This window comes from Parabacteroides sp., assembly GCF_977054455.1.
The window spans coordinates 44,155-70,450 of the sequence record NZ_CDRTCT010000020.1 but is presented as its reverse complement, the minus strand read 5'-3'; the positions used below and the strand labels follow the sequence as shown (position 1 = coordinate 70,450).

Below are 26,296 nucleotides of genomic sequence, written 5' to 3'. Positions count from 1 at the left end.
AGATCGACAAATATAGGACAACATATGTTGCGAATATGGCGAACCATTAAAGCATAGATGTTTTGAAATCGAACCGATGTTTTTCGATTATGGATTGCCCTGCGGCATAGCCTTCGTCATAGAGGGCGGACAGCTTTTTCCGGTTGTTGGTGGTCCGGCCGACTTCCATTTTCTTTTGCGGACGGATGACGATCGCGTCTCCTTTCGCTTCCAGTTCGTCGATATAGTCCAGCACTTCATTATACTTGCGGTAGCGCAGTTTCAGTTGTTCCCGGATAGCGGGATATCGGCGGTAGATGAAACCGGGCAGCCAGAAATCCTTCTCTTCCTTCCGGTAGCCTTTGTTGCGGGTCAGGACAATCACGTTCTTGCGGAAACCGTCGTCGATGGCGTGCCGGATCGGGATGGCATCGCAGACACCGCCGTCGACCATCGGGACGCCGTCGACATACGCCACCGGACAAAGCACCGGAAGCGTACAGGAAGCACAACAGATATCGACCAGACGGTCCGCGTCCTTCTTCTCCTCGAAATACTCGGCTTTACCCGTCAGGCAATTGCTGGTAACCATGACGAAGCGGTTCGGAGATTTGAAATAAGTCTCGTAATCGAGCGGATAATATTTCTCCGGATAAATATAAAAAAGATATTTCATGTCGATATAGCCCCGTCCCCGCAGGAAATGTCTGAAACCGATATAATCATATTTCTCCAGCAGGTCGATATTGCTGAACCGGGAACGCCCGCGCTGCCGGGAGGCATACGATATGCCGTTGCTCGCCCCTGCTGACACACCGATCGTATAAGGGAACCAAATCTCATGATCCATAAAGCAGTCCAGCACTCCGACGGTGAAGATGGCACGCATCCCTCCTCCTTCAAGCACCAGACCTGTACGACTGTCTATTTCCATATTTGTTTACTATAAAAAATAAAAGCCATTGCCTGGCTCACACCGGACAATGGCCACAAAAATATAATAAATCAGCGATATAAACATAGTCTTTTTACAGAATAACTTCGTTCACCAAAGGACGGTGATGACGGAAATCATCGATATTCTGAAGGGTTGTCTCTGCAATGTTATGCAGGGCTTCCTTCGTGAAAAAAGCCTGGTGTGAAGTAACGATCACATTATTAAAAGAAAGCAGACGGGCCAATACATCATCGTCGATAATTTTATCGGACTTGTCTTCATAGAAATACTCGCCCTCCTCCTCGTACACATCCAGACCGGCGGCTGCAATTTTCTTCTCCTTCAGACCTTCGATCAGGTCGTTGGTGTTGATCAGTTGGCCCCGGCCTGTATTAATGATCATTACGCCTTTCTTCATCTTGCCGATGGAGTCTTTGTCGATCATATATCTTGTCTGATCGGTCAGCGGACAATGCAGGGAGATGATGTCCGACTCGCGATACAGCTCGTCTAACGAAACATAAGAAATACCTTCCTCCTCGGCAAACTTCATGTCGGGATAAAGGTCATAAGCCAGAATGCGCATTCCGAACCCTTTCAGCAAACGGATCAGGATCTTGGCGATCTTTCCCGTGCCGATAATACCGATCGTCTTGCCGTGCATATCGAACCCCATCAGGCCGTTCAGCGAGAAATTTCCATCCCGCGTACGCCAGTAGGCACGGTGTATCTTCCGGTTCAGCGACAGCATCAGGGCAAGCGAATATTCTGCCACGGCGTAAGGCGAATAGGCCGGGACGCGGACGACCGGCAACTTCCCTTTGGCCGCTTTCAGGTCCACATTATTAAAACCGGCACAACGAAGGGCCAACAGTTTGACGCCATTCTTCACCATTGCATCGATAACAGTGGCATCGGCAATGTCGTTGACAAAAATACAGACGACATCCGTATCTTGCGTCAATACTACATTGTTCGGATTCAAATGTCCTTTGTAGTAACGAATGTCGTAATTGTACTTTTCATTTACTTTGTCGAATGAAGCTATATCATACGGTTTAGCTCCAAAGAATGCAATTCTGTATGCCATATTATTTGTTTTTATATCTAACAATCAAAACAGCCTAAATGTTGAAAGGAATAGGTTGGCAGCAGAAAAAAGGTCCGGCTAAGAGGTTGCTTAACCGGACCTGCCCATATGTTTCTCTAAAAATCTTTTTAGTCCTCTTTTGAAGTCTGTCCTTTTTTACCTTTGGTTGCTTTACGCTTATTATCTTGATGAACGAAATAGAGCGGTATCAAATATTGCCGCTATCGATATTGCACAAAAAGGTATAATAAAAGCCATCGTTCAGCAGCCTAAAACTTACGGGAATTCGATTTCCACCGTCGTTCCCTTCCCGACCTCGGACGTAATCGTGATTTCGGCTCCATAGGTTCTCAGGATACGCATGGAAAGGCTGAGTCCGATACCATGCCCGGCGAACTCCCGCGTATTGGAGGCACGATAGAAAGGCTGGTACACACGGGCGATCTCCTCCTCCGGAATACCGATCCCCGTGTCCGTAATGGTCAGGACAGAACCTTTCAGCTGCATCTCGACAGGCGCCTCTCCCGAATATTTACAGGCATTATTCAAGATGTTACCGATAGCAATCTTCAACAGATGCGGATTCGCCTCGATAGCAAAAGCGAAATGGTCGGTTGTAAAGCGAACGCGGTTGCCCACGAACTGCATCAGGAAATCGGCCAACAAAACCGTCTCACGTGCATTCTTCAAAATCTCCTTATCCCCATGAGAGAGAAAGAGAAGGTTCTTCATCAATTGGATGATGCGTTTCGTTTCGGAGGCGATACGCCCCAATGCAGCCTGGTATTCGGCCGGCGTACGTTCCTTCAACAAGCTGATCTCGCATTCCCCCTGGATAGCTGTGAGCGGATTATTCAGTTCATGGGACGCATTACTGATAAAAGACTTCTCACTCTGGTAAGCCGCATCGATACGGTCGACCATGCGGGTCGCATACAAACGTCCGACGAAATAGACCAGTACGGCACTGATCACCAGCATCCCCAACAACAGCCAGCCGATCCGGTACTGGATGTCCCCGCCGTACCGATACAGGAGTTCGGCCGTCGGAGTGGCTTTCTCCGTCAGATAAGAATAGTAGAGGCGACTGATATAGTCGGTCGCCAGAAAATAAAAAACGGCTGTCACCACCGAAATAATGCCGATCGTGATAGCCGTATAAAAAAGCGCTATCTTGTTTCCTGTCTTCATGCTTCCATCATATAGCCCACTCCCACTACGGTGCGGATCAGTTTATGGTCAAAATCCTTGTCTATCTTGCTGCGCAGGTAATTGACATAGACATCCACCACATTCGTATTCGTATCGAAGTTCTTGTCCCAGACATTTTTCAGCAAGGTCAGCCGGCTCTGTGCCGTCCCCTGGTTCCGGATCAGATATTCGAGCAGGCGGTATTCCCTTACGGTCAGATCAATTACCACCTTGCCACGGATCGCCCGGTGGCTGGACGGATCGAGCGTCAGGTCGCCACAACCCAGAAGCGGTACGGCAAGTTCCGCCCCCGTGCGCCGCAAAAGAGCTTTGATGCGGGCTTCCAGTTCCTGAAAACTGAAAGGTTTCACCAGGTAGTCGTCGGCTCCGGCATCCAGGCCGTTCACGATATCGTCCGTCGTCCCTAAAGCGGTCAGCATGATAACGGGCGACTGGTAGCCACACGCCTGGCGATACTGCTTACAGAGTTGCAGACCATTCATTTTCGGCATGATGATGTCGAGTATCAACAGTTGGAAATCTTCCTGCTGAACCAACTCCCAGCCGGCTTGTCCGTCATTGACCACGCGGACTTCATGACCGAACTCCTGCAAGCCCCGTTCGATGAAGGAGGCGATGTTTATTTCATCTTCTACTAATAAAATCTTAGCCATTGCATATTTTTGTGTATCGGGCTACAAATATAAGAAATTACTCTCAGGTGAAAAGTAGAAAATCATCCGATCATCAACGTGCCTCCACCCTGTAAGGCGGCTTCACCCGAAGATGATCCACCTCTAAAAAAGGAATCTTGGGATAGAGAAGATCGAGAAGACTAAGATCTATTTTACCCGGAACGACTTCGACACGGACACGGGCAAGACCTTTTTTCTTAAATCCTAAGAGTTCGGCCGCACCGACAGAGACATCGATGATACGGCCTTTGCGGAAAGGCCCGCGATCGGTGACACAGACGATCACCCGCTTCATATTGGACAGGTTGGTGACACGCAGGAAAGTGCCGAAAGGATACGTCCTGTGGGCCGCTACCATTTCGTCCGTATCATGGACCCGGCCACTGGCAGCCTTACGCCCGTGGAAACGGTTGTGGTAATAAGAAGCAAGCCCTTCCTCCTGGCTCCACACTTCCCCCGTGCCCGCAAAAGCGACCAGCAGGAGGATGATATGTACCAGGCGGAAGGGCATACACGTTATCGTTTTACTTTACAATAACGTAAAGCTCTTGATTTTATTGTAGCAGCTCGCCCTTATATTCTCCGGTGAGCGTGTTCAGGAACGCCACAAGGCTCTTGGTATCAGCGTCCGAGATGTTCTTACCGATCTGGAACTGGTGCATGATACGGATGGCATCTTCGACCGTCGCGATCGAACCGTCGTGCATATACGGCGGGGTCAGCATCACGTTACGCAGGGTCGGTGTCTTGAAACGATGGCGATCCTGTTCATTCTTCGTAACGGAATAACGTCCGTTGTCACCATCCGTCAGCCCCGTGCCACGGTAATCGAAATAATTATCCTTGATACCCATGTACTCGAAGGACTGACCGCCCAAGTTCACACCCGTATGGCAGGTTGCGCATTTATTCTCCTTAAACAATTCGTAGCCGGCGATCTCCTCAGCAGTCAAAGCGGTCTTATCGCCCATCAGATACTTGTCGAAGCGGCTCGGCGTGAGCAACGTTTTTTCAAACTCGGCGATCGCGTCGGTAATCGTAGACTGATTGAAACCTTCCGGATAAACTTCGAGGAATCGTTTGCTCAATTCCTTGTCTTCCGCCAGTTTGACCGAGATATCATCGAAGGAGTGACTGCCCATTTCGACCGGGTTCAAAGGAGGCCCGGCAGCCTGCTCTTTCAGGTCGGCAGCACGTCCGTCCCAGAACTGGAGGATATTCAAAGCCGAGTTATACACGGTCGGGGCGTTCACACCGCCGAACTGTCCGTCTATACCCTCGGAATATTGTTTACGGTCCACACCGGCAGTAGCCAATCCGTGGCAGGTAGCACACGAAATCGTGTTATCGCCGGAAAGACGGGTGTCATGATAGAGATCGAAACCCAATGCCACCTTGGCCGGATCGGTCGGGATGGAAGCCATCAACGGTTGTACAGGTTCGTTGGCAAATTCTTCGGCAACGGTAGGTGTCGAATAGTTCTTCTTACGGACATCCTTCGCCCAAGAAAGCAAAATAGCCTTTTCGTCGCTATCGAGGTTCGTACCCCAGTGCATCGGCATATGCGAATACTTGGCGGGAGGCATGGAACCGGATAGAGCAGCATCTTCCAACTTGGCCAGGTCGGCTTCGGAAACGAGTTTGCCATTGTCGAGCGCCTCCAGCATCGCCGTCAGGTCCAGATAACGCGTACCTTCCTGCATATCCGCCTTGACAGTCGGGCCGATCAGAGGAAGATTACCGTAGAAAGGAGTCGCCGCCGTAGCCGAGTGACATTGCATACATCCGTTCTCACGAAGGATGGAAGCAACCTGTTTTGCCTGGTTATCCGCATACTTCTTGTATTCGGAAGAACCACACGATGGCAGAACCAGAGCCAATGAAAGCAGCCCAAAAGGTAATGCCGTCCTTTTACAAAGAATAGTGTTAAGCATAATTATTGGTTTATTTAGATTTGTTAAATGCAAAGGTAGGCATAATTATCAGGAGGTATGTAGAAAGTCTATCAGTTTTATCTATGGAGTAATAAATAAAAACTATAGCCTCTTATTATTTTCCAGCACCCTTTTGAGCCTGTCGATCATTTTGCCCGAAAGTTTCAGGCGGGTGAGGTTTCTTTCGTAGTCGTCAGGATGATGCAGGTCGGAGCCGGCGTAGTCGTAGAAGCCTTCCTTCATCAGGTATGCGGCATATTTGGCAGGACGGGAGCCGTACACGCCGGCAAGGGAGAACAGGTTCAGCTGGAACTTGTAGCCTTTGTCCTTCAGCCGGAAATAATCCACCTTCGTCATATACATATACCGCTCCGGATGGGCCAAGACAGGCGTGTAGCCCTCCAGCCTCAACTCGTAAAGCAAATTCAGATAGTCGGGAGGAGGCGAGAGATAAGAAGTCTCGACCAGGACCTGCCTGTCCGCATACGTCAACAATCCGTCCGCCATCTGCAAACGGAAACCGGCATCCAGCATATACTCCGCCACCAGCCTCAACTCGATCCCTTCCGGGGCAAACATTTTCACGCAGGCAAAACGACCCAGCAGATAACCGCGCCGGTTGTCGGGCAGGTCCGCCATCACATGAGGGGTCAGGAATACACGTTCCACACCTGCCTCCCGCATCGATTTCAGAGCCGCACGCATATCGTCGACGCTCTGCACGCCGTCGTCCACACCGGGCAGCAGATGTGAATGCACATCTGCCGTCCCCCTAAATAAATCGGTGCGAACCGCGTTCTTCTTCGGAAAAAGTAGGGAAAACATCTTCTCTATTTGTTTTTACGTTGTTCATAACCATATCCGTAGCCATAACCGTATCCATACCCATAATGGTAGCCATACGCCCCATGCTTGTAGACCGTTCCGTTCAGGATCAGGCTCATGTTACGCAACTTGCCTTCCCGATAGAGCTTCTCCACTTCGGGAAGGGCACGACGATCCATTTTGCCCGCACGGACGACATAGATCGTCAGGTCGGCCACCCGGTTGACGATCACCGCATCTGCAACCACTCCGGCCGGAACGTTGTCCAGGATAATATAATCATACCGTTTGCGTAGCTCGGCGATCAAAGCCTCCAACCGGTCGCTCAACAAGAGTTCGGCAGGGTTGGGCGGAACGGGACCGGCATGGATGATATCCAGCTTGTCGTACAGTTCCCCTTTCCGGATGATTTCGTCGACGTTATCGATGCGGCCGGAAAGGTAATTGGTCACTCCCATGTCCGATACCTGGACATGGGAGCTAAGGGTACCCTTACGAATATCGAGATCGACCAAAACGACCTTCTTGTGCGTGAGGGCCAAACTCATCGCCAGGTTGATGGAGACGAATGTCTTGCCGGCTCCCGGATTGAACGAGGTGAACATCACCACCTGCATGTTCTTCTCCTTCACCCGCATGAAATCCATGTTGGTACGCACGATACGGAACGCCTCCGAAACCGAATCGCGGCCGTTTTCATGCACCACCACTTCGCCCTTGTCCTTTTTGTCGCGCATCGGGATCTCACCCAGGAACGGCACGGAGAGTACCCCCTCCACATCCTTCCGCGAACGTACTTTCGTGTCGCTAACCATCAACAACCACAGGACACCTGCCGGTATCGCACCTCCCAACACGAGGGAAGCCAGCAGGATCATCATCGACTTAGGAGCGACCGGAGCATTGCTTCCCGCCGCCGGATCGATGATACGGGCATTGCTTTCCGTCATCCGCTGCGTCAGCTCGTTCTCCTCGCGCTTGTTCAGCAGGTAGAGATACAGCTCTTCCTTGATCTTCTGGCGGCGTTCCACCGAAAGGACCTCCTTCTGCTGGGTCGGCACGGCCGATATGCGGCGACTCGTCTGTTCCTCCTGCGCCCGGATATTCTTGATCTTGATGTTCAGACCGACGATCAGGTTGTCCACCGAACGGATGATGGTCTGCTTCATCGCGATCAACGAATTGTTCAGATCCTGCACTACCGGGTTCTTGCCGCTGCTGTTGCTGATCAGTTTGTCGCGTTTCAGCAACATCTCGTTGAACTCCCCGATCTGCGACTCGATGTTCACATCCGATATACCCGTATTCGCAGGGATCAGGTCCGAGTTCTTGCCGGGATCCGTCAGGTAGTTCTTGATGTATTTCGCCAGGCTCAACTGGTTCTCCAGGCTCAATCCCTCCTGACGGTACTGGCTGGACGTCTGCAGGTACATACCCGTCTCGGACGAGATATCCGTCAGCTGATGTTCCCGCTTGTACGATTCGATATCCGAATCCACATCCCCCAGTTCCTTCTCGATCACGATCAGACGGTCGTTGATGAAATTGGAGGTATTCATCACGATCTGGTTCTTGTCGTTGATTGCGTCCGTATTGTAAACAGAGATCAACGTGTTGATCACATCCTCCGCACGCGGGATGGAGACATCCTGGAGCGTCAGGTTGATGATCGTAGCCGTCTTGCTCGCCAAAGTGGCCTGCAAGACGTCCTGGAAACGGAGCGCCACACTCTGCAACGGCGATTTCGTCACCTGCACAGTCGTATTGAAATACTTGTCGCCATAGTAAAGCGACGGAACCACCACCACTCTGCCGACAGGCGTCGTGACCGTATCGTTCAGCGCCACCTTCATCGGCTTACCGTCCGAAACCTCCTCATCTCCGAAGGTGAAGCCGGACAACATCACCTCCTTTCCGGAAACAGGGGCCGCCTGCAACGAAAAGGCCTGCGCCTCTTCCGCATCCGGAAAAGAGAGCTGTACGGGCGACTGGGTGTATAGCTCCACCGTTCGCAGCCCGTCCTTTACCGTGTAGCTCACATCCAGATGCAAGTTGCGTGCCACTTCGGTCATCAATCGCCTGGACTTGAATACCAGCACTTCATTATCCACATTCCGCTTCGTACCGAAAAGTCCTAAATCCTCGAAAGCGGCCGACTCGCTCATCGCCCCGCCCTTCGCATCGTCCTTGATCAGTACCGAAGCCGTCCGGGTATATACCTTGGGCGCCCACTTCAAATAGAGGAACGCCACTCCGGCACATACCACGACAGACAGAACAAACCAATACCAGTTAGCCAACACCGTTTGCAGGATGTCCCCCAGGTTCAATTCGTTCTCATCCACGCGGGTGTTCGTTTCTTGTTCTGTGTTCATAGGTTCTCTTTTTTTACTTTGTTAATGTCACAATCAGAGACGCGATGGAAACCAAGATCGAAGCAGCGGACAACCACACTCCCACCGACTTGTTCTGGTTGATCTCGCTCTGTCCCGCTTTCGCCTTGTTCGGTTCGACATACACGATATCGTTCTGTTGCAGATAATAGCAAGGAGAATTGAAGATATCGGATGAACGGAGATCGTGCATCAGGATCGTCCGTTTCCCATCTTTCTCGCGGATCACGGCTACCCGGTCCCGTCGCCCGTAGATCGTCAGGTCACCCGCCATACTCAAGGCTTCCAGCAGGGTAATACGGTCGCCGGAGATATTGAACGAACCCGGACGGTTCACTTCACCCATCACCGCCACCTTGTAGTTCAGGAATTGAACCGTCACGATCGGATCCTTGATCAGGTCTTCCTCTATCAGGCGTTGCTTGATCAGGTCCGTCAGCTGCAAACGGGTCAGTCCCGCCACATGCAACTTGCCGAGGATCGGAAAATCGATGTCTCCGTTGGTATCCACCAGATAGCCCAGCACACGCTGCTGTCCGCTGCTTTCGCTTCCCAACTGGTAAGTCACCAACGGCATATTGAACGGCAATGCCAGTTCCGGGTTCTTGCTGTTTACCATAATCGCCAGCAGATCGTCGTTATGGATATACACTTCATATTTCTGTTCGATCACCTGCTGCTTCAGCGGGACGACATCCTGCAGGTAAACCACTTTCTTGGAAGATGCGCAGGAGGTACAAAGTACCACCACGCACATCAACATATAATTCCAGATTTTCACTCTTCTTTATTTATTAAATAAACAAATGCGACTTATTGGACAACGCCGCCACCGTGTGCAGGATGGCTTGCACCGCCTTCTTTAGTGATCGTCGTGCTTACACCTGCGTATGTTGCGATTTCCACGCTGAACGGAACGACACGACCCTGGTAGTTGAAATTGACAGAAAAGGAAGAAAGGTTTTTCTTAGCCTTCATGTCGATCGTCACCTTCTGGTCTCCGTCCACTTTGGCCGTACCGAGTGAGAAAGGAATCTCTTCCACACCGGCAGCCGAACCTTTGGTAGACGTGATGGCCGCGTTCAGCTGTCTCGCCAGGCTTTCGAGATCGGAGGCGCTCAAAGCGGAGAACGTGCCGCTCAACAACTGTTTCAGGTCGCCCCGGATTTCCCAGCCGATTTTCTGCTTACCTGCAACTTCCTGTTCGGCGGCATCCATCTTGCCTAAGTTGTCGATTGTGACGGTAGACAGGTTTTCTGTCGAGCTACCGGCATCGGATACCGAATAAACCGGACCGAAAGAGTGGTTCGAGAAACCATCCAAAGAACAGGCATAAACATTACGGTCCGCATCGAAATCGGCCGTGCCCATTTCTTTCCAAGCATTGCCATCTTCCACAAAATGTTTTACATCGGCAAAGCTGATCGCGTTGCTGGTCGCATTCTTCACCGCCACTTCCACGCTCTTTTCAAATTTCAGTCCGTCAGGCGTACAGTTGATTGTCGAAAGACTGGCATGATCCGCTTCGGCTTTCGCCCCTTTCAGATATTCGGTCATCGTAATCTCGGTATCTTCCTTCACGGCTCCTGCCGGAACAGCCAGTTCGGCCACATGCGTACGTCCGTCATACACAACCGTGTCCTGGTCGGCCGATACGGTCACCGGAGTAGCCAAAGAGGTCATTGCCTGGGACACAGAGATACTCCCCTGTTTCGGTGTGCCCGAAGGAACCACCGCATCCGCCGAAACACCGACATATCCGTCTTTAGCAAATGCCACGACATAAGTCCCAACCTTATCTACCGCCAACTGGTATGTTCCGTCGGCAGCAGTCTTGGCCGATTTTCCGGAAACACCGACTTCGACACCTTCCAGCGCCTTGTTGTCTTCCGTCACCTTACCTACAATATAGTAGACCTCCTTATCCAACGGATTCTCTACGATTTCAGGAGTCGGTTCGTTATCCTTACTACATCCTGCCGACCCCACACTCAATGTCACAGCCAAGCTCATGGCCAGCACTGCGCTCCACAAATTTTTCTTTTTCATACTCATTTAAAATAAAATTATTATGTTATTAAAAGATATTTCCAATGTCCGTCGACTTCAGCCGACAGCAACAGATCATAGATCATAATTTCTTCTGTCATAAGGAAGGACGTTGCTCTCGTCCGGACGGGTCTCGTAGTCCTGTCCGAGTTTCCGGCGGAAGTATTCGAGGCCGCTCTGTCCCGAATATTCCATCTGGTAATATTCCGGCAGACGCACCCGTACCTTGCGTGACTTGCCCCACTGCGGCAACGGGACGGCAAAATGAAAACCGCCGTTCGCCTCACCTCCCGTGTACATGGCGTACAGGCCGGCTGTTGTCCGTCCGAAATGCCGGATGCAGTCCACCCGCACCCCGTAGTCGCCATAGATATAGCGGTGCACGCCCAAATTGAAATCCATATTGAAACGCCTTTCGCGGAAACGGACCTCCGCCGCCCCGCTTACCCGCTTCCAGGCAGACAACTGCCATTTGCCCTCGTAAAAGGTGGACGATCCGGTCACACCGCCTTCCAGGCCGAACATCCAACGGTTGTCCGGCGTGACATAGCGCAGCTTCAGGTCCGTCCCCATCCGGTTGTTCGTGAAGTTGCCGACCGACACCCGTCCGAAAGCCCCTCCCGGCAATCCGAACTCCTGGCTCAAGGTCAGCACTCCGGCCCGGATATAGTCCATCTGCCCGACCATGTTGTTCCATACCGGCAGAATCACCTGCCCCGTGAAAGCCGCCCCTTTCCAGAGCCGCGCCTCCACTGCCGGAGCGATGTTGATCACCGCTCCGTATATCTTGTCCAGCCACGAATTGTTCAACGTGATCTGCGGATAAAGCACCAGCTCCACCCGTCCGTCCCAAGGTGTACGGACCTCATCGGACCGGAACGCGCGAGACCGGGGCGTCAGCTCATACCGGATCCCGCCCGCCACCGTCTTGAAATCGTAGCAATAGGCATACAAGGAAAAATGGTCGAACAGCCGGGCCGACAGCCCCACGTTCACCACCTTCGAGTCATATTCCGCCATCACCTCAAGCGGCTTCAGGAACGCCGGACGGTAGCTCACCCCGCCGAATACCCCCTTGTTCTCGCTTCTGCTGCGGAACGGCACATGCCCTCCTGCCGTCACACCGATATCATGGCCGTAGAAACCGAAATGCTTCGTCCCGACCGCATAGACGGAAGAGAAATAACGGTTCCCGCCCGATTCGTGAAATGGATTCAATTCTCCGGTCGTCAGCAAGTCATTCGAACCGACCACGACCGACGGCCACCATTTCCCCTCCTTCAACGGGCGCAGACGAAGGGAAACCGAACGGTCCTGGTTCCATTTGCCGGTACTTTCGACCTTCAGCAACGTGCACCGATATGCCACCTCCATAAAAGGCAGGAACGTCAGGTTCACGAAATAGTTCCCCGAATTATATCCCCACTCCCGGGGCAGCATCTCCTCAGGCAGGTAGTTGCCTCCCGCCATGAACGTACCGTCCTCCTGCATGTCCGCCGAAGGAATGTTCAGCAGACCGGTTACGCCCAACGAGCGTTGGGCAATTGACAATTGAGAATTGATAATCGACAATGAGATGCTGATTGTCAATAAGGTTTTCTTTATTTTTTTGTTTTTCATATTCTGTTTTACTACTTTTGGCTTGATCCAAAAGTAACCGAAAGGTCAAGGCTGAACCGTCCAGGCTACAGCCTGATGCCGGTAGAAAGGATCGCTTGTACTGTGACTTCGTTCAATAGATGCGTGTCGATTCGTTGCATCTTGTCCTTTATATTAATATTTTCTCCAAACCATCTTGTTCACAACTCCCGTGTAGCTCTGGATCAGCTTGACGACCTTCACCGAGACATTCTCGTCCACGTAGTTGGGAACGGGGAGTCCCAGAGCACCGTCCCGATTCATCTCGACCGCCACATCCACCGCCTGCAACACCTGTTCGGTCGTAATACCGGCCAGGATGAAGTTGCCTTTGTCCAATGCCTCCGGACGTTCCGTACTGGTGCGGATACATACGGCAGGAATAGGATTGCCGACGGAAAGGAAGAAACTGCTTTCCTCCGGAAGCGTGCCCGAATCGGAAACAACGGCAAAAGCATTCATCTGAAGATGGTTGTAATCATGGAAACCCAGCGGTTGATGTTGTATTACACGCGGATCGAATTTGAAACCACGCTGTTCGATGAACTTCTTAGAACGGGGATGACAAGAATAAAGAATCGGCATGTCGTACTTCTCTGCCATAGCATTTACCGCATTCATCAGGTTGAAGAAATTGGTTTCCGTATCGATATTCTCTTCACGATGGGCGGAAAGCAGAATATACTTGCCTTTCTCCAATCCCAAACGTTCGAGGATGTCGCTTGCCTCGATCTGCTTCAGGTTTTCGTGCAACACCTCCGCCATCGGCGAACCGACCACATAGGTACGTTCTCTCGGCGTTCCGGCGGCATTCAGATACCGGCGTGCATGTTCGGAATAACACATGTTGACATCGGCCGTCACATCCACGATACGGCGGTTCGTCTCCTCCGGCAGACATTCGTCGAAGCAACGGTTACCGGCTTCCATATGGAAAATAGGGATATGCAGGCGCTTCGCTCCGATCACCGAAAGGCAGGAGTTCGTATCACCCAACACCAGGACGGCATCGGGCTTCACCTCGACCATCAATCGGTACGACTTGGCGATGATATTGCCGATCGTTTCCCCTAAGTCCTTGCCTACCGCATCCAGATAATAGTTCGGAGCACGAAGGCCCAGATCGTCAAAAAACACCTGGTTCAATGTATAATCGTAGTTCTGCCCGGTATGCACCAGGATCTGATCGAAATATCGATCGCAACGCTTTATCACGGCAGCCAACCGGATGATTTCCGGACGCGTACCGATGATGGTCATTAATTTTAGTTTGCTCATGATTTCCTGTTTTTACACTTCTTCAAAATAAGTATCCGGACGGTTCGGATCGAACGGTTCGTTGGCCCACATGAAGGTCACCAGGTCTTCGGTGTCCGAAAGGTTGATGATGTTGTGGGTGTACCCGGGGATCATTTCCACCACTTCGATCTTGCCTCCACTGACCTCGAAGTCGATCACCTCGTCCGTCCCGATCTTACGCAACCGGATCAGGCCGTGACCGCTCACCACCACAAACTTTTCATTCTTGGTGTGATGCCAATGCTGTCCCTTGGTGACGCCCGGCTTGGAGATGTTCACCGAGAACTGGCCCCTGTCCGGCGTACGGATGATCTCCGTGAAGCTACCCCGGTCGTCCGTCTTCATCTGTACCGGATAGATGAACTTCTCTTTCGGTAAATAAGACAGATAGGTCGAATAGAGCTTCTTCGTGAAAGGATCGCCCAAATCGGGAACCGTCAGGTTACCCGGCATCTCCTTGAAAGAATAAAGCAGATCGACAATCCCGCCCAGCGTTATCGTATGGACCACCGGAACGGCACAATGGTTCCCCTCGCGGTGTTCTTCACCCGACAAGGCGGCGATCAGCTCGTCCACCACGTCGTCCACATAGACCAGGTTCATCACCACCTTAGGATCATTCACTTGGATAGGCAGACCGTTCGCGATATTGTTGCAGAATGTCGCCACCGCACTGTTATAGTTCGGGCGGCACCATTTCCCGAACACATTCGGAAAACGATAGACCAGGACTTTCGCCCCCGTCTCTTCGGCATACTCGAACAGAAGGTTCTCTCCCGCCCGCTTCGACTCGCCATACGGATTATCCAGCGCAGCCTGCGTAGACGACGAGATCATCACCGGACAAGTATTGCCGTGTTTCTTCAACGTATCCAACAAGAGGGAAGCGAAACCGAAATTCCCCTTCATGAACTCCGACTGGTCTTTCGGGCGGTTCACCCCGGCCAGGTTAAAGACAAAATCGGCATTCTTACAATAGACATCCAATTCTGCCGGGTCACTGTCCACATCATATTCGAAGACCTTCAATCCAGTCCCAGAAACAGGATAATTGCGTGCCTTTCCCGACTGGATATTATGAAGTTGGGATACAAGATTTCGACCGATGAAGCCTTTTGCACCGGTTACTAATATGTTCATTTCTTTTAAATTTGAAGTTTGAAGTTTTGAGGTTTGGTACGAAGTCGATTTTTATTCGCTTCTGATTTCTCTCGGTTTTGCCCGTTCGATCAATCCGAGATCTTCCTTAATAAAACGTAGGCGGAGTAATAGTTTTTTCATTCCTTCGACATCCAGACGAGTCGTGTTATGACTATGATAGTCCTCGATCTTGGACAGGCATTCGCTTCCTTCGGTAAAGTACTTGTCGTAGTTCAGGTCGCGCGTATCGCAAGGGATGCGGTAATAGTCGCCCATATCGATCGCTTTCGCCATCTCCTCACGTGTCACAAGGGTTTCAAACAATTTCTCTCCATGACGCGTTCCGATCACCTTCACCTCCGTATCCAGATACTTCAGATCGATCTGCGCGTATGTCTCTTTCAACGCCTGTGCCAAGACGGACAGAGTGGCTGCCGGCGCTTTCTGCACGAACAGGTCACCGTTATGTCCATGCGTGAACGCATAGACCACCAGGTCGACCGCATCATCCAGCGTCATCATGAAACGCGTCATCTCCGGGTCGGTAATCGTGATCGGTTTACCCTGTTCCATCTGTTCCACCCAGAGAGGGATCACGGAACCCCGGCTCGCCATCACATTGCCGTAGCGCGTGCAGCAGATCGTCGTCTGCGCCCCTTCGCCCAGCTCACGTCCTTTAGCGATCGCCACCTTTTCCATCAACGCCTTGGAGATCCCCATCGCATTGATCGGATAAGCGGCTTTATCCGTAGAAAGGACCACCACCTTCTTCACGCCATGCTCGATCGCGGAAAGCAGCACGTTCTCCGTCCCTTCCACATTCGTACGGGTCGCTTCCATCGGAAAGAACTCGCAACTGGGAACCTGTTTCAAGGCCGCAGCCGAGAACACATAGTCCACACCCCGCATCGCCACATCCACCGATGTCTTATTACGCACATTCCCTATATAGAACTTCACTTTGGGATTCTGCAACTGATGACGCATATCATCCTGTTTTTTCTCATCACGGCTAAAGATCCGGATCTCCTTAATATCGGAATCCAAAAAACGCCGAAGCACAGCGTTACCGAAGGAACCGGTGCCTCCGGTGATCAGGAGGGTTTTGTCTTTGAATACTGACATAATGTATATGTATTATATATAGTTAATAATCTACCGAAAATATGTTTCAGACAGGTAGTCCCATTTATTACTTAAAGTTTTTAACAGATGAATTTATCTCATCTTGAAGAATATCTAAGAAAAATATTATTTCGAGAATAATCGACTTTATCAGTGAATATCCAAGTTGACTTACACGTCTACAATGAAATGATTCCTCAACACGAATTCGGCAACCTGTCAAAGAATCTATTAAGTTATCACTTCTTGACACTAGTCTCGCTCACATTCTCGTTATTAGCATTGGTCACCACCTTAAAAATAGTCATGAAGAATATCTTAAGATCAAGACTAAAATTCATATGCTGAGCATACCACACATTTAATTCGATGCGCTCTGGCCAAGGTACCTCCTTTCGTCCATTCACTTGTGCCCATCCGGTCACACCTGGAAGCACATCAAACATATGCTTTTGATGTTCATCATACTGATCATATGACCAAGGATGATAAGTTAATGCAGGACGAGGCCCTATCAATGCCATATCCCCCCTAAGAATATTAATTAATTGAGGAAGCTCATCAATCGAAGTAGCACGAATAATTTTCCCCACACGGGTTACACGATTATCTCCTTTATAAGAATAAACTCCTGTTCCTCGCTTTTCTGCCCCAACACACATCGAACGGAATTTCCAAATTTTAAACGGGATACCATCTTTACCCAAACGTTCCTGCTTGAAAATTACTGGTCCTTTAGAGTCTAACTTAATAATGATAGCAACAATAATCAGTGGTATGAATAAAATAATCAATGCTACCAATGCAATCATAAAATCAAAGAATCTCTTAAAATACTTGTACATTATTTTTCAGTTTTGTAATTTTCTACTTTTGCTTTAACATAAATTCTTTTAAATGATCATACATCACTTGAAACATACGAATATTATTTTTATTACTTACAAAAGAATTATGAGGAGAAATAGCCACATTATCAAACTCCCACAATGAAGATTTTTCAGACAAAGGTTCTTCTTCAAATACATCCAAAGCAACAAACAAATCTTTTCGCTGAGCTAATACATCACACATTGCCTGCTCATCAATTAATCCACCACGAGCAATGTTAATCAAAATTGCCCCCTCTTTCATCGATATCAAAACATCTCGAGAAATCAACCCTTTCGTAGAAGGTAGTAATGGAGCCGTGACAACAATAACATCAAAACTATTCACATGCTGTACAAATGTACTGATCAATTTCATTTGATTAAAATAAGGAGTAGCATTCGTATGAATATCAAATCCTACTGTATAAGCGTCCATCGCACTGAAACGTTTAGCTACTTCTTGCCCCACATTACCAGCACCAATAACTGCCACTCTAATTCCTGAAATTTCACGCAATCCCCTATGTTTAGTCCACCTATGTGCAGCCTGTTCTTGTTTAAAAAACCACCCCTGCTTATATTGTTCTAAAACTCTAAACAATGCCCATTCCGCCATAGGCGTGCTATACACCCTTCGAGCATTATAAAGTTCAATACTGCGATTCTTTATTTTATCTAGAGGAACGCGATCAAAACCTGCACTTGTCAGCTGAATAAACTTCACCCGAGTAAACAAGTCTATATCATGACTCAAAAAGAGTCCATTACAAACTATAGCATCAATTTCAGATGCAGGTAAAAGCAATTTTTCTTTTTCCTGCTGCATGAAATAAATAGAGAATCCTAAGGATCGTAATGTTTCCATCTGATCCTTAGTGTATTTAAAACATCCTGTAAGCAATAAGTTCATAATAATGTTAGAAAGGAAGTTTCATATTCAGAGTGAAGATGATATTCAAAAGTCGCGCCCTTGTTACCGTCTCCTTCATATTTACCACACGTATACTCATATCACAAAGTTCCTTATTCAAATACTTCTTCATATCCAAATGATGTTCATCACTAATATTCAGCCTCCCCCAACATCTCCACGCCCCACCTATTACAGAGTAAATCAGCAGGTAAATAATCTTTGCTTACCAACCAAGCCCCTCTAAAATGCATAGTTTGCAAGTCTTTACAACTATCCAAGTTCTCTTTCAACACCACTCCATCTAAATATTATATTACTTTAACAAATTCTTCTATAATTTTATTCGTTACAATACGATTATTGTCAAAATAGTCATCAGATTGATGCTGGCATTCTATTTCCAACATTCTAATATCTTGGATACCCTTTCTGAAAATAGTACGAATTTCACCTAAATCACCAATCTTATCAACATTACAGAAACTCCTGCTTACGATTACCATCTGGCTACCTAATCGATAATGTTCCTTTAATATCATTCGTCCAGGAATTACTCCCCCATCCAATGATGCTACTCCCCCGAAACCAAACATAATCCCTTTTGACTTAATCACTCTTGCCCATTTGTCTACAGAGCCATCGTACAACAACTGAAACATAAACTTCATCCTCATAGCCAAATGCATATCATTGAGTCCTATATGAATCATATCAATTCCTGATATCTCGACAATCTTTTCCAATAAATAGGCAGCCTCAGGTGTTTCAACTAATAAACAAGTTTTAGCCCTATTATCCACATATTTAATAAAAACTTCAACTTCTTCTATTGTCTTAAAATAGGGCAACATAATAATATCAGCGCCTACTTTTATTACCGCATCTATTTCCTCTTTACTTGAAAGATAATTAGAATAAACTTCATGAATAGGATTTACACGTACAAGAACCTTTGCATTACGAACTGCTGCTTTAACAATTGCCACATCTTCTACGGTATGGTGGTTCTGTACAGTATCCAAACCTCCTTGCCGACAGTCTTTTCCTATAAATTCCATATCCACAAATATCCAATCTACACCCGCCTCTTCTGCAATCTGTGCAATCTCTGGGTATTTCGTAATGTACATCAATTTCAGCATAATAAACAACTATTTCAAATTCAATAGATCCACACGATTTTCCATATATTTCTGAATGAATATTTTCTGATCAAAACGTTTTTCTACCCACTGCCGTCCCTGCAGTCCTATTTTTTTTGCTTCCATTGGATTGCTCAAAAGTTTCAAGATATATTCTGTCAACAAATCAACATCTTTAACAGGAACCGAATAACCACTAACACCCTCTTCCATTGCACTTGAAGGCCCCGGATACCTAGTTACAATTACAGGTACCCCCATCGCAGAAGCTTCTACAACTCCCATTCCAAAACCTTCCCGATAGCTTGGAAGTACATAAACATCCATTGCAGAAGCATATTTCTCTACATGACTCACTCTGTCCGTCTTAATGATATCATCACAAGATTCAAAATACTCCAGCATCTCAGCATCCATTGTTTCTTTCTTCTCTATAGGACCAACAAATAAAAGTTTAGCTTTGGGGAATTCCTTCTTTACATTCTGAAAAGCCTTGAACAACTCATGGCAACCTTTTTCTCTACCTAAACGTCCAACAAACCCCACCACAGGGACCCCTTCAGGTATGCCATACTGCTGTTTGATTTCACGTGCATAAACATCTTTCTTCGAAATATCATATGCCTCCAAATTAAGTCCCTTAGCACTTCCATTCCATATAACACAGCTCTTATCCTTATCATACAGCCCATTATCACGGCAAAAATTCAAATTTCCTTTACTGTCCGGTTGCACATGAGTAGATAATCGACATACCATACGCTCAATATTTTCAAACACCAAACGTTTTATTCCATCCATGGTGACATAAACCATCCCCCACTGGCAATATAAACGTACAGAAACTCTTGCCATCCAAGAAGCCACAGCTCCATACATACTGGCATTAGGAGTAGAATATTGAACAAGATCAAACTTCTCTTTTTTGAAAAACTTGTATAAAGTCCAAATACTCTTTAATGAACCTATGGCATTAATGCCACGAGGAAAACCAATACAATAGGTGCGTACAAAAGGAAAATGCTCTTTTAATCCTTGTTCAAATTCATTATCCATATTACAGACAATGGTTACATCTATTCCTCGTTTATTATACTCGTTCAAAAAAGGAAGGATCCAATTATTAATAGAGGACCACAATGTAGTACAAATACATACTTTTTTATCCATAAATTTTTAATTAATGGTTCTTTTCATAGCTTCTTCAAAAGGGACCACCACATAATTCATTTCCTCTATATTAGAAAGCCTTGTATCATACTCTACTCCTCCATACGCTTTCTGTATAAGAGGGAAGAAACGACCTAAATAAACAACAAAAGCTAACAATCGACTTATCCTCAGTTTCTTTCCAAGTCCTTTAGCTATTGCATTCATAATATCTAATGCAGAAACAGCTTTCTCATCCTGTGGCATAAATATGCCATGACATTTTTGCTCAATAGCTAATCGAATAAACTCACACAAATTATCAATATACAACATACTCTGTTTCACCTGTGTATAAGCAGCAGGAATTACTGGTAATTTTTTTACCACTTTTACAAAACCAAAAATGTACCCTCCCTTACAACCTTTACCATATACATTGGGAGGACGAACAACAATCACATCAAAATAGTCATCTTGTAATTTCAACAAACCGACTTCAGCCGCCTGTTTACTTTTTCCATAAAGCCCTATTGGATCTACAAGTGTATCTGCTGTAATCACATTTTTAGACAAACGCTTAGAGATACCAAATACAGCCATCGTACTGAGAAAAACGAATGTCTTACGTTTAGAATGACTTCTTTTAAATAGTTTTGCTATCTCTATAGGCATATCTGTATTCACCCGTTTATACAATGCCACATCATTACAATCTGGACGATGTACAATACCAGCAACCTGTATAACAACATCATATTCAGAATAGTCAAAAGAGTACCAATCTTCTGTTAAGACATCTAATTGAAAGACCTCATGTCCTCTTGCACTTAACCATTTATCTATATGATTTCCGATATAGCTGTTTTTACCTATGATACATATATTCATATCACAATTTTTTAATCTTCTCTATACTCTCAAAATCTTGAATCAAATCCCTTGTAATATTTTTCTGAAAGTGATATTTACGTCCCACTTCGAAAGCTTTATGTTGATAATCAATCAATAACAGTGGATTATCTAATATATTTCTTAATACATGAGCAACTTCTGATAAATCATTTATGCATATAGCACACCCATTTCTCCGAAGATAAGCACCTCCAGCCTGTTTCTCATCACAGATAGCCATGACTGCACAGCCACTGTCCATACAGTCAATAATCTTTGTTGAGAAAGACATTCGAACGATATGACGATTAGTAACATCAAAAGCTTCTACATGCAATGCAACATCACTATGATGATAGATTTCCATCAATTCAACCATTGAAACAGCCTTATGAACCCTGGAGCTGACACCATCATTAATGGCTTGTTGCATCTTATCATTTAATAGGTTATTCGTATAGATATCTAATACCATCTTAACTCCATCGACGTTAATAGCACGTATTGCATCGGCCAATACTTTTAATGTTTTCCAACGATCCAAGTAAATACCACCAGCATACACCAAACGAATGGGAGAATTCACCGTTTTTTTTAAATATTGAGACTCAAACTGTCCATTTTTTCTAAGTATCTTCATATTAGCCCCAAAATCTCTCTCACATTGCTCTTTCTGCTCATTGGTCATTGTATAAACAAGCGAATAATGCTTAAAAGTAGTGCGAGTTCTTCTTCTCAAGAAAAAATGATTCATCCAAAAAACAGGTGAAAATTTAAACTGTTTATTCGTATAAAAATCATCGGAAATATAGGATATAACAGGAGCCTTCAACTTTTCATGAACCAGTATTGTTAATTTCTGCATGTAATGATTTCCATAACAAGGAGCAAAAATAACATCCGGATTAAACTCCTTTGCATAAAATATTATCTCACTTTCATCCCACTTACCTAATTGCCAAACAAGTTCACGAACTATCCGTTTCAAATCACCTCCTATCCAACTAGCCATTTTACGATAACTCTCATTTATAGCCACCGTAGCAATTGGAACATGATTATAAATTACCTTTCGTCCCACTTTCGTACGATGCAGAATATTGTTTACCATCATCCTATCACTCATCTGATAATAATTTCTGCAAATAGCATTGTTGGGTTCCTGTTCATTGCAATATATCTGAGCAAACTCTGAACCAGAAAAATGAGAAAACATATTAGTAAGAACATTACCTCCATTTTGCTCGTCTCGCCAAGCTTCTTTTGAAATAATAAGTATTTTCATTTTTTCCAATTATATTGATACAGATAATATAACCTCAATACTTTCGTAGTCAGCGCAAATCCTAAAAACTTAATCCGTGAAACAAGTTTTACATACGGATACCAATTATAGACTAACAGCCACCAAAAAGACTTGACCTTATGCGCCATCATTTGTTGCTCTTTTTTAGGTAAGCGCATATAATTTGCCATTAATAACACATACTGGTTAGCCAAAAAATGAAACAAAGGAACCGAAGAACGCTGAATAGCATATCGACCAATGATCTCAACGATACTTTGTATATTATTTATTCCTACATTTGCTGTTATGGATGTTGGAACCTGCTGGCGATACACATAGAACGCTTCTTCCAAAACTTCTATACATAACTTTTTCTTTAGCAATTTACAGCACCATTCAATATCTTCACTATATTGCCCCTTTACAAAACGTTGATGATCTTGCTCAATAATAGTTCTACGGAGTACCTTATCGCATGCACAAGCTACAAAAATATTACTTTGCATATATTCCTGTAAAACTTGTACATGTGATAATGTTAATTGTATTTTATCACATTTTTTAGGAATGCGCTCATCACTAAAACATTTTTTTTGCATAAAAAACTTTTTCATGCCTATAATAATCAAATCAGCATCAGTATCCTTGATTTTCAAATTAATTTTCTCAAGAGCCAATACATCATCCCACCAATCATCAGAATCCAAAAACAAAACATATTCTCCTTGAGCTATATCCAATCCCGCATTACGGGCATCACTAAGACCTCCATTCAATTTATGGATTACCTTCACCCTTATATCCCTGCTCGCATATTCATCACAAATAACAGGACAGTTATCTGGACTACCATCATCAACAAGAATTAATTCAAAATCTTTATAGGACTGATTCAAGACACTATTAATACATTGTCGAAGGTATAACTCAACTTTATAAATTGGGATAATGATACTAAATTTCATCTGTAAGTTTCGTAAAGTATAAAAAATGATAGACCTTTCAATAAATCAATTATTGTTTCCAGAAAGTCATATTCTTAAACAATTTCATATATTTCTGAATCTGAATATCAAAATTAAACTCAGTGGTAGCACGATTAACGCATTTTTGAAAATATGCTTGCTTTCCCACGGCCTGTATCTTTTCGATAGCAGCAACAATCTGATTTACATCATTGTTTTCAAATGACATTCCACACTCTTTACCTGCGATCTCAGGATTGGCTGTCGCATTATTTGCTAATATTGGAATACCACAGGAGAGAGCTTCTGCCGACACCTTACCGAAGGTTTCCTGAACAGAACATACTAGCAATACATCTGCCATAGAGTAATACTGAGCCAACTCTGTTACATTTGAAGTTACACCCACGGAAATCACATTATCAGGTACGCTCCCCGTATAAGCCATAGATCCTACTAAAACAAAGAATACATCAGGGAGACGTTTGGCTACCTCAAAAATTTTAAATAGTCCTTTTCCTTTGCACCACCCTTGAGCTACACTTACTACAATAAAGTGATCTTTCAAATTAAATTTTTTGCGAATAGCAGAAGCATCATGTGGAAAAAAACTCTTCAAATCTATCCAATTATATATATAATCAATATACTTCGCATTGACAAACATAGGACTCTGCCTTGCTTCATCTGCGACCCATTTTGACACACCGATTACCGACAAACGTGGAATAGCTCGAAACAGTTCCATCTTCTTCTTAAAATTAGATGATGAATTATCCCAAAACCAACTCTTATTATAGCTGTTAAGAGCTGGACAATGATGACAGAAAGTCTTCCATTTATCACAATTGTCTGCAGTATAATAACAACAATGTCCCGTGAAAGTCCATACGTCATGAAGTACGACGATAGTAGCAATATCCTTATCTGCAATATATTTCAAAAGAGAAGGATAGTGGAGATAATTAGCATGAAGATTACGCAAGATAATTATGTCTGGCTTGATTTCATCCAATCTGATTAGGAGTTTCTTCGTAGATTTCTTGGAATATAATCCTTGACCGTCTGTAAAATGAGATAGAAGTGAATGTATCTTATAGTCTCTATTATTTCCTATCTTATTGACATTATTCTCTGGTATACTCTTGTTTGTACAAAATACATGAGATTCTATACCCTGGGAACATAAATACTCATGCATCTCCATGGTCGTACGCCCTGTACTGCTATACTCATATACTGCATTTATTTGAACGACTTTCATATCTATATAAGTTTGAATACTTTACTTATAAAAACGAGGATTAATTGTTTCTCAGAGTCAGTCATTGCCAAAGTATAGTTAATAAGTCCATAACACACGCAAAACATTCCCCCCTTAATAATAAATCCTATCCATCCTGCAACCGATAAAAAATTTTCAATAGCCAAACCTACAATAAGACAGATAAATAAAGGAATTGCTTGTTTTACAAAAGATTCCTTAAAAAATACGAAAACATTAATATTTAAATATCGATACAGTATTACATCCATTCCTATTGTACGTAAAATATACGCCAAAAACACAGAAATCCCAATACCTATTGCACCAAATGGTTTTGCCAACATCAAGCTAAACACTAAAGAGATGATTGCCATACAGACAAACACCCTTGCAAGAGGTTTTACTTTGTTCTTTACATGAATAGCTTGAAGTCCTATTTCTTGTGGCAATTGAAATAATGAAGGTACAATAATTAATATAGCACATATATAACTCCCTGTAAAACTATCCCCAACCCACAAATCTATAAAACTACGTCCAAAACAAACAACTCCTAAAACAACCAAACCTATAACATATATCTGAAGACGAGCAACTCGTACCATCAAAGGCAACACATCACCGTCTCCTTGATACATAATTTTAGATATTTTAGGAAGAAAAACACCATTCATTGCATTAGCAACTGTGTAAGTATAACCTTCTAATGTAATTGCAATTCCAAGAATTGCAATCGAAGTAGATCCAGATAACGCACCCAATATAGAGGGAGCAATACTAAATACACATCTTTGCGCTAATGAGATAATCGTCACCCACCCTGAATAACCAACTATTTCTTTAAACTCTACTTGATTGAAATACTTCCAATCTACGCTCTGATTAGTATATTTTTTGACACAAAAAAGCTTTAAGACTATAGTTACGATACCAGAAACAGCATTTACTGCAACCAAGGCATAAAGTCCTAATCCGATAATAAGACATACAGACATCGCTCCCACAATAATTAACTTGTGAAACACATCACATAGCTTCAATTGAATAACTTTTTCATACGCCATCAATATACCATTGAGAGGAATAAATGGAAAAGAAAATATGCTATATAACGACGTTATACAATATACAACCTTAAACTTCTCAATTTCGTCAGGTGTTAGTTCTTGGTAAATTTGAGGTATAAAGAAAAATATAGCCAAAAGGATAGCCAGTAAAAGGATATCCAAAACAATATATAAACGATATACCAAACCATAACATTGATTTGCTTTCTCCAATCGCCCCTCTGCTACATACTTTGCAATAAATCTAGTTACAGCCGCACTGAGACCGAAGTCGAAAACGAAAAGTGATATAACAGACAGAGATAAAGTATACAAACCGAAATTTTCTCTACCGATTGAATGAATCATCCATGGAGTATATAACAATCCCGTTAATATATTAATACCTATAGCTACATAGGATATCAATATACCCCATTTAAGTTGTTTTGAACTAGACATTAT

23 protein-coding genes are annotated in these 26,296 nt (G+C 45.1%); all 23 read right to left on the bottom strand.

Annotated features, from left to right (window positions below):
* Positions 1 to 46: 46 nt before the first annotated feature.
* Complete coding sequence (locus ACW6QF_RS11515; protein ID WP_456087933.1) at positions 47 to 913, bottom strand: patatin-like phospholipase family protein; 867 nt, start codon at positions 911 to 913, stop codon at positions 47 to 49.
* 94 nt (positions 914 to 1,007) lie between these two features.
* Positions 1,008 to 2,006 (bottom strand): 2-hydroxyacid dehydrogenase, encoded by a 999-nt coding sequence (locus tag ACW6QF_RS11510; RefSeq protein WP_456087932.1) that lies wholly within the window; start codon positions 2,004 to 2,006, stop codon positions 1,008 to 1,010.
* Positions 2,007 to 2,282: 276 nt separating this feature from the next.
* Entirely contained in the window at positions 2,283 to 3,197 is a 915-nt protein-coding gene (locus ACW6QF_RS11505; protein ID WP_456087931.1) for a sensor histidine kinase, read from the bottom strand.
* Positions 3,194 to 3,871 carry a response regulator transcription factor gene (locus ACW6QF_RS11500; protein ID WP_456087930.1) on the bottom strand — a complete coding sequence of 226 codons (678 nt, stop codon included), beginning with the start codon at positions 3,869 to 3,871 and terminating at the stop codon, positions 3,194 to 3,196. The genes ACW6QF_RS11505 and ACW6QF_RS11500 overlap by 4 nt, the downstream gene beginning before the upstream one ends.
* 73 nt (positions 3,872 to 3,944) lie before the next feature.
* A complete protein-coding gene (locus ACW6QF_RS11495; protein ID WP_456087929.1) occupies positions 3,945 to 4,403 on the bottom strand; it encodes a septal ring lytic transglycosylase RlpA family protein in 459 nt (152 codons plus the stop codon).
* Between the two features lie 43 nt (positions 4,404 to 4,446).
* Positions 4,447 to 5,826 carry a cytochrome c peroxidase gene (locus tag ACW6QF_RS11490; RefSeq protein ID WP_298554444.1) on the bottom strand — a complete coding sequence of 460 codons (1,380 nt, stop codon included), beginning with the start codon at positions 5,824 to 5,826 and terminating at the stop codon, positions 4,447 to 4,449.
* A gap of 102 nt (positions 5,827 to 5,928) precedes the next feature.
* A complete protein-coding gene (locus ACW6QF_RS11485) occupies positions 5,929 to 6,651 on the bottom strand; it encodes a tyrosine-protein phosphatase (protein WP_456087928.1) in 723 nt (240 codons plus the stop codon).
* Positions 6,652 to 6,656: 5 nt separating this feature from the next.
* Positions 6,657 to 9,026, bottom strand: a complete 2,370-nt coding sequence (locus tag ACW6QF_RS11480; protein ID WP_456087927.1) for a GumC family protein — start codon at positions 9,024 to 9,026, stop codon at positions 6,657 to 6,659.
* Positions 9,027 to 9,039: 13 nt separating this feature from the next.
* On the bottom strand, positions 9,040 to 9,807 hold the full coding sequence (locus tag ACW6QF_RS11475) for a polysaccharide biosynthesis/export family protein (protein ID WP_298554628.1): 768 nt from the start codon (positions 9,805 to 9,807) through the stop codon (positions 9,040 to 9,042).
* Positions 9,808 to 9,857: 50 nt separating this feature from the next.
* Complete coding sequence (locus tag ACW6QF_RS11470; protein WP_456087926.1) at positions 9,858 to 11,093, bottom strand: carboxypeptidase-like regulatory domain-containing protein; 1,236 nt, start codon at positions 11,091 to 11,093, stop codon at positions 9,858 to 9,860.
* A gap of 75 nt (positions 11,094 to 11,168) precedes the next feature.
* Positions 11,169 to 12,713 (bottom strand): YjbH domain-containing protein, encoded by a 1,545-nt coding sequence (locus tag ACW6QF_RS11465; protein WP_456087925.1) that lies wholly within the window; start codon positions 12,711 to 12,713, stop codon positions 11,169 to 11,171.
* Between the two features lie 153 nt (positions 12,714 to 12,866).
* On the bottom strand, positions 12,867 to 14,009 hold the full coding sequence (gene wecB / locus ACW6QF_RS11460; protein ID WP_456087924.1) for a non-hydrolyzing UDP-N-acetylglucosamine 2-epimerase: 1,143 nt from the start codon (positions 14,007 to 14,009) through the stop codon (positions 12,867 to 12,869).
* 12 nt (positions 14,010 to 14,021) lie between these two features.
* Positions 14,022 to 15,170 carry a capsular polysaccharide biosynthesis protein CapF gene (locus ACW6QF_RS11455; protein ID WP_456087923.1) on the bottom strand — a complete coding sequence of 383 codons (1,149 nt, stop codon included), beginning with the start codon at positions 15,168 to 15,170 and terminating at the stop codon, positions 14,022 to 14,024.
* Between the two features lie 51 nt (positions 15,171 to 15,221).
* Complete coding sequence (locus tag ACW6QF_RS11450) at positions 15,222 to 16,295, bottom strand: polysaccharide biosynthesis protein (protein ID WP_456087922.1); 1,074 nt, start codon at positions 16,293 to 16,295, stop codon at positions 15,222 to 15,224.
* Between the two features lie 239 nt (positions 16,296 to 16,534).
* Positions 16,535 to 17,140 carry a sugar transferase gene (locus ACW6QF_RS11445; RefSeq protein WP_122204529.1) on the bottom strand — a complete coding sequence of 202 codons (606 nt, stop codon included), beginning with the start codon at positions 17,138 to 17,140 and terminating at the stop codon, positions 16,535 to 16,537.
* Between the two features lie 22 nt (positions 17,141 to 17,162).
* The gene (locus ACW6QF_RS11440; RefSeq protein ID WP_456087921.1) at positions 17,163 to 18,032 is read right to left on the bottom strand and encodes an NAD(P)-dependent oxidoreductase; all 870 of its coding nucleotides are present in this window, start codon (positions 18,030 to 18,032) and stop codon (positions 17,163 to 17,165) included.
* 356 nt (positions 18,033 to 18,388) lie between these two features.
* A complete protein-coding gene (locus ACW6QF_RS11435) occupies positions 18,389 to 19,222 on the bottom strand; it encodes an aldolase/citrate lyase family protein (protein WP_298554477.1) in 834 nt (277 codons plus the stop codon).
* A 9-nt stretch (positions 19,223 to 19,231) separates the two neighbouring features.
* Positions 19,232 to 20,392: a glycosyltransferase family 4 protein gene (locus ACW6QF_RS11430; protein WP_298554480.1), complete on the bottom strand. Its 1,161-nt coding sequence runs from the start codon at positions 20,390 to 20,392 to the stop codon at positions 19,232 to 19,234.
* Between the two features lie 6 nt (positions 20,393 to 20,398).
* A complete protein-coding gene (locus ACW6QF_RS11425; protein ID WP_122204524.1) occupies positions 20,399 to 21,262 on the bottom strand; it encodes an NAD-dependent epimerase/dehydratase family protein in 864 nt (287 codons plus the stop codon).
* Between the two features lies 1 nt (position 21,263).
* Positions 21,264 to 22,550, bottom strand: a complete 1,287-nt coding sequence (locus ACW6QF_RS11420; RefSeq protein WP_456087920.1) for a hypothetical protein — start codon at positions 22,548 to 22,550, stop codon at positions 21,264 to 21,266.
* Positions 22,547 to 23,518, bottom strand: a complete 972-nt coding sequence (locus ACW6QF_RS11415; protein ID WP_298554487.1) for a glycosyltransferase family 2 protein — start codon at positions 23,516 to 23,518, stop codon at positions 22,547 to 22,549. Before ACW6QF_RS11415 ends, ACW6QF_RS11420 begins: the two co-directional genes overlap by 4 nt.
* A gap of 49 nt (positions 23,519 to 23,567) precedes the next feature.
* Complete coding sequence (locus ACW6QF_RS11410) at positions 23,568 to 24,782, bottom strand: glycosyltransferase (RefSeq protein ID WP_298554489.1); 1,215 nt, start codon at positions 24,780 to 24,782, stop codon at positions 23,568 to 23,570.
* Positions 24,783 to 24,784: 2 nt separating this feature from the next.
* Entirely contained in the window at positions 24,785 to 26,293 is a 1,509-nt protein-coding gene (locus ACW6QF_RS11405; RefSeq protein WP_298554492.1) for an oligosaccharide flippase family protein, read from the bottom strand.
* Between the last annotated feature and the right edge of the window lie 3 nt (positions 26,294 to 26,296).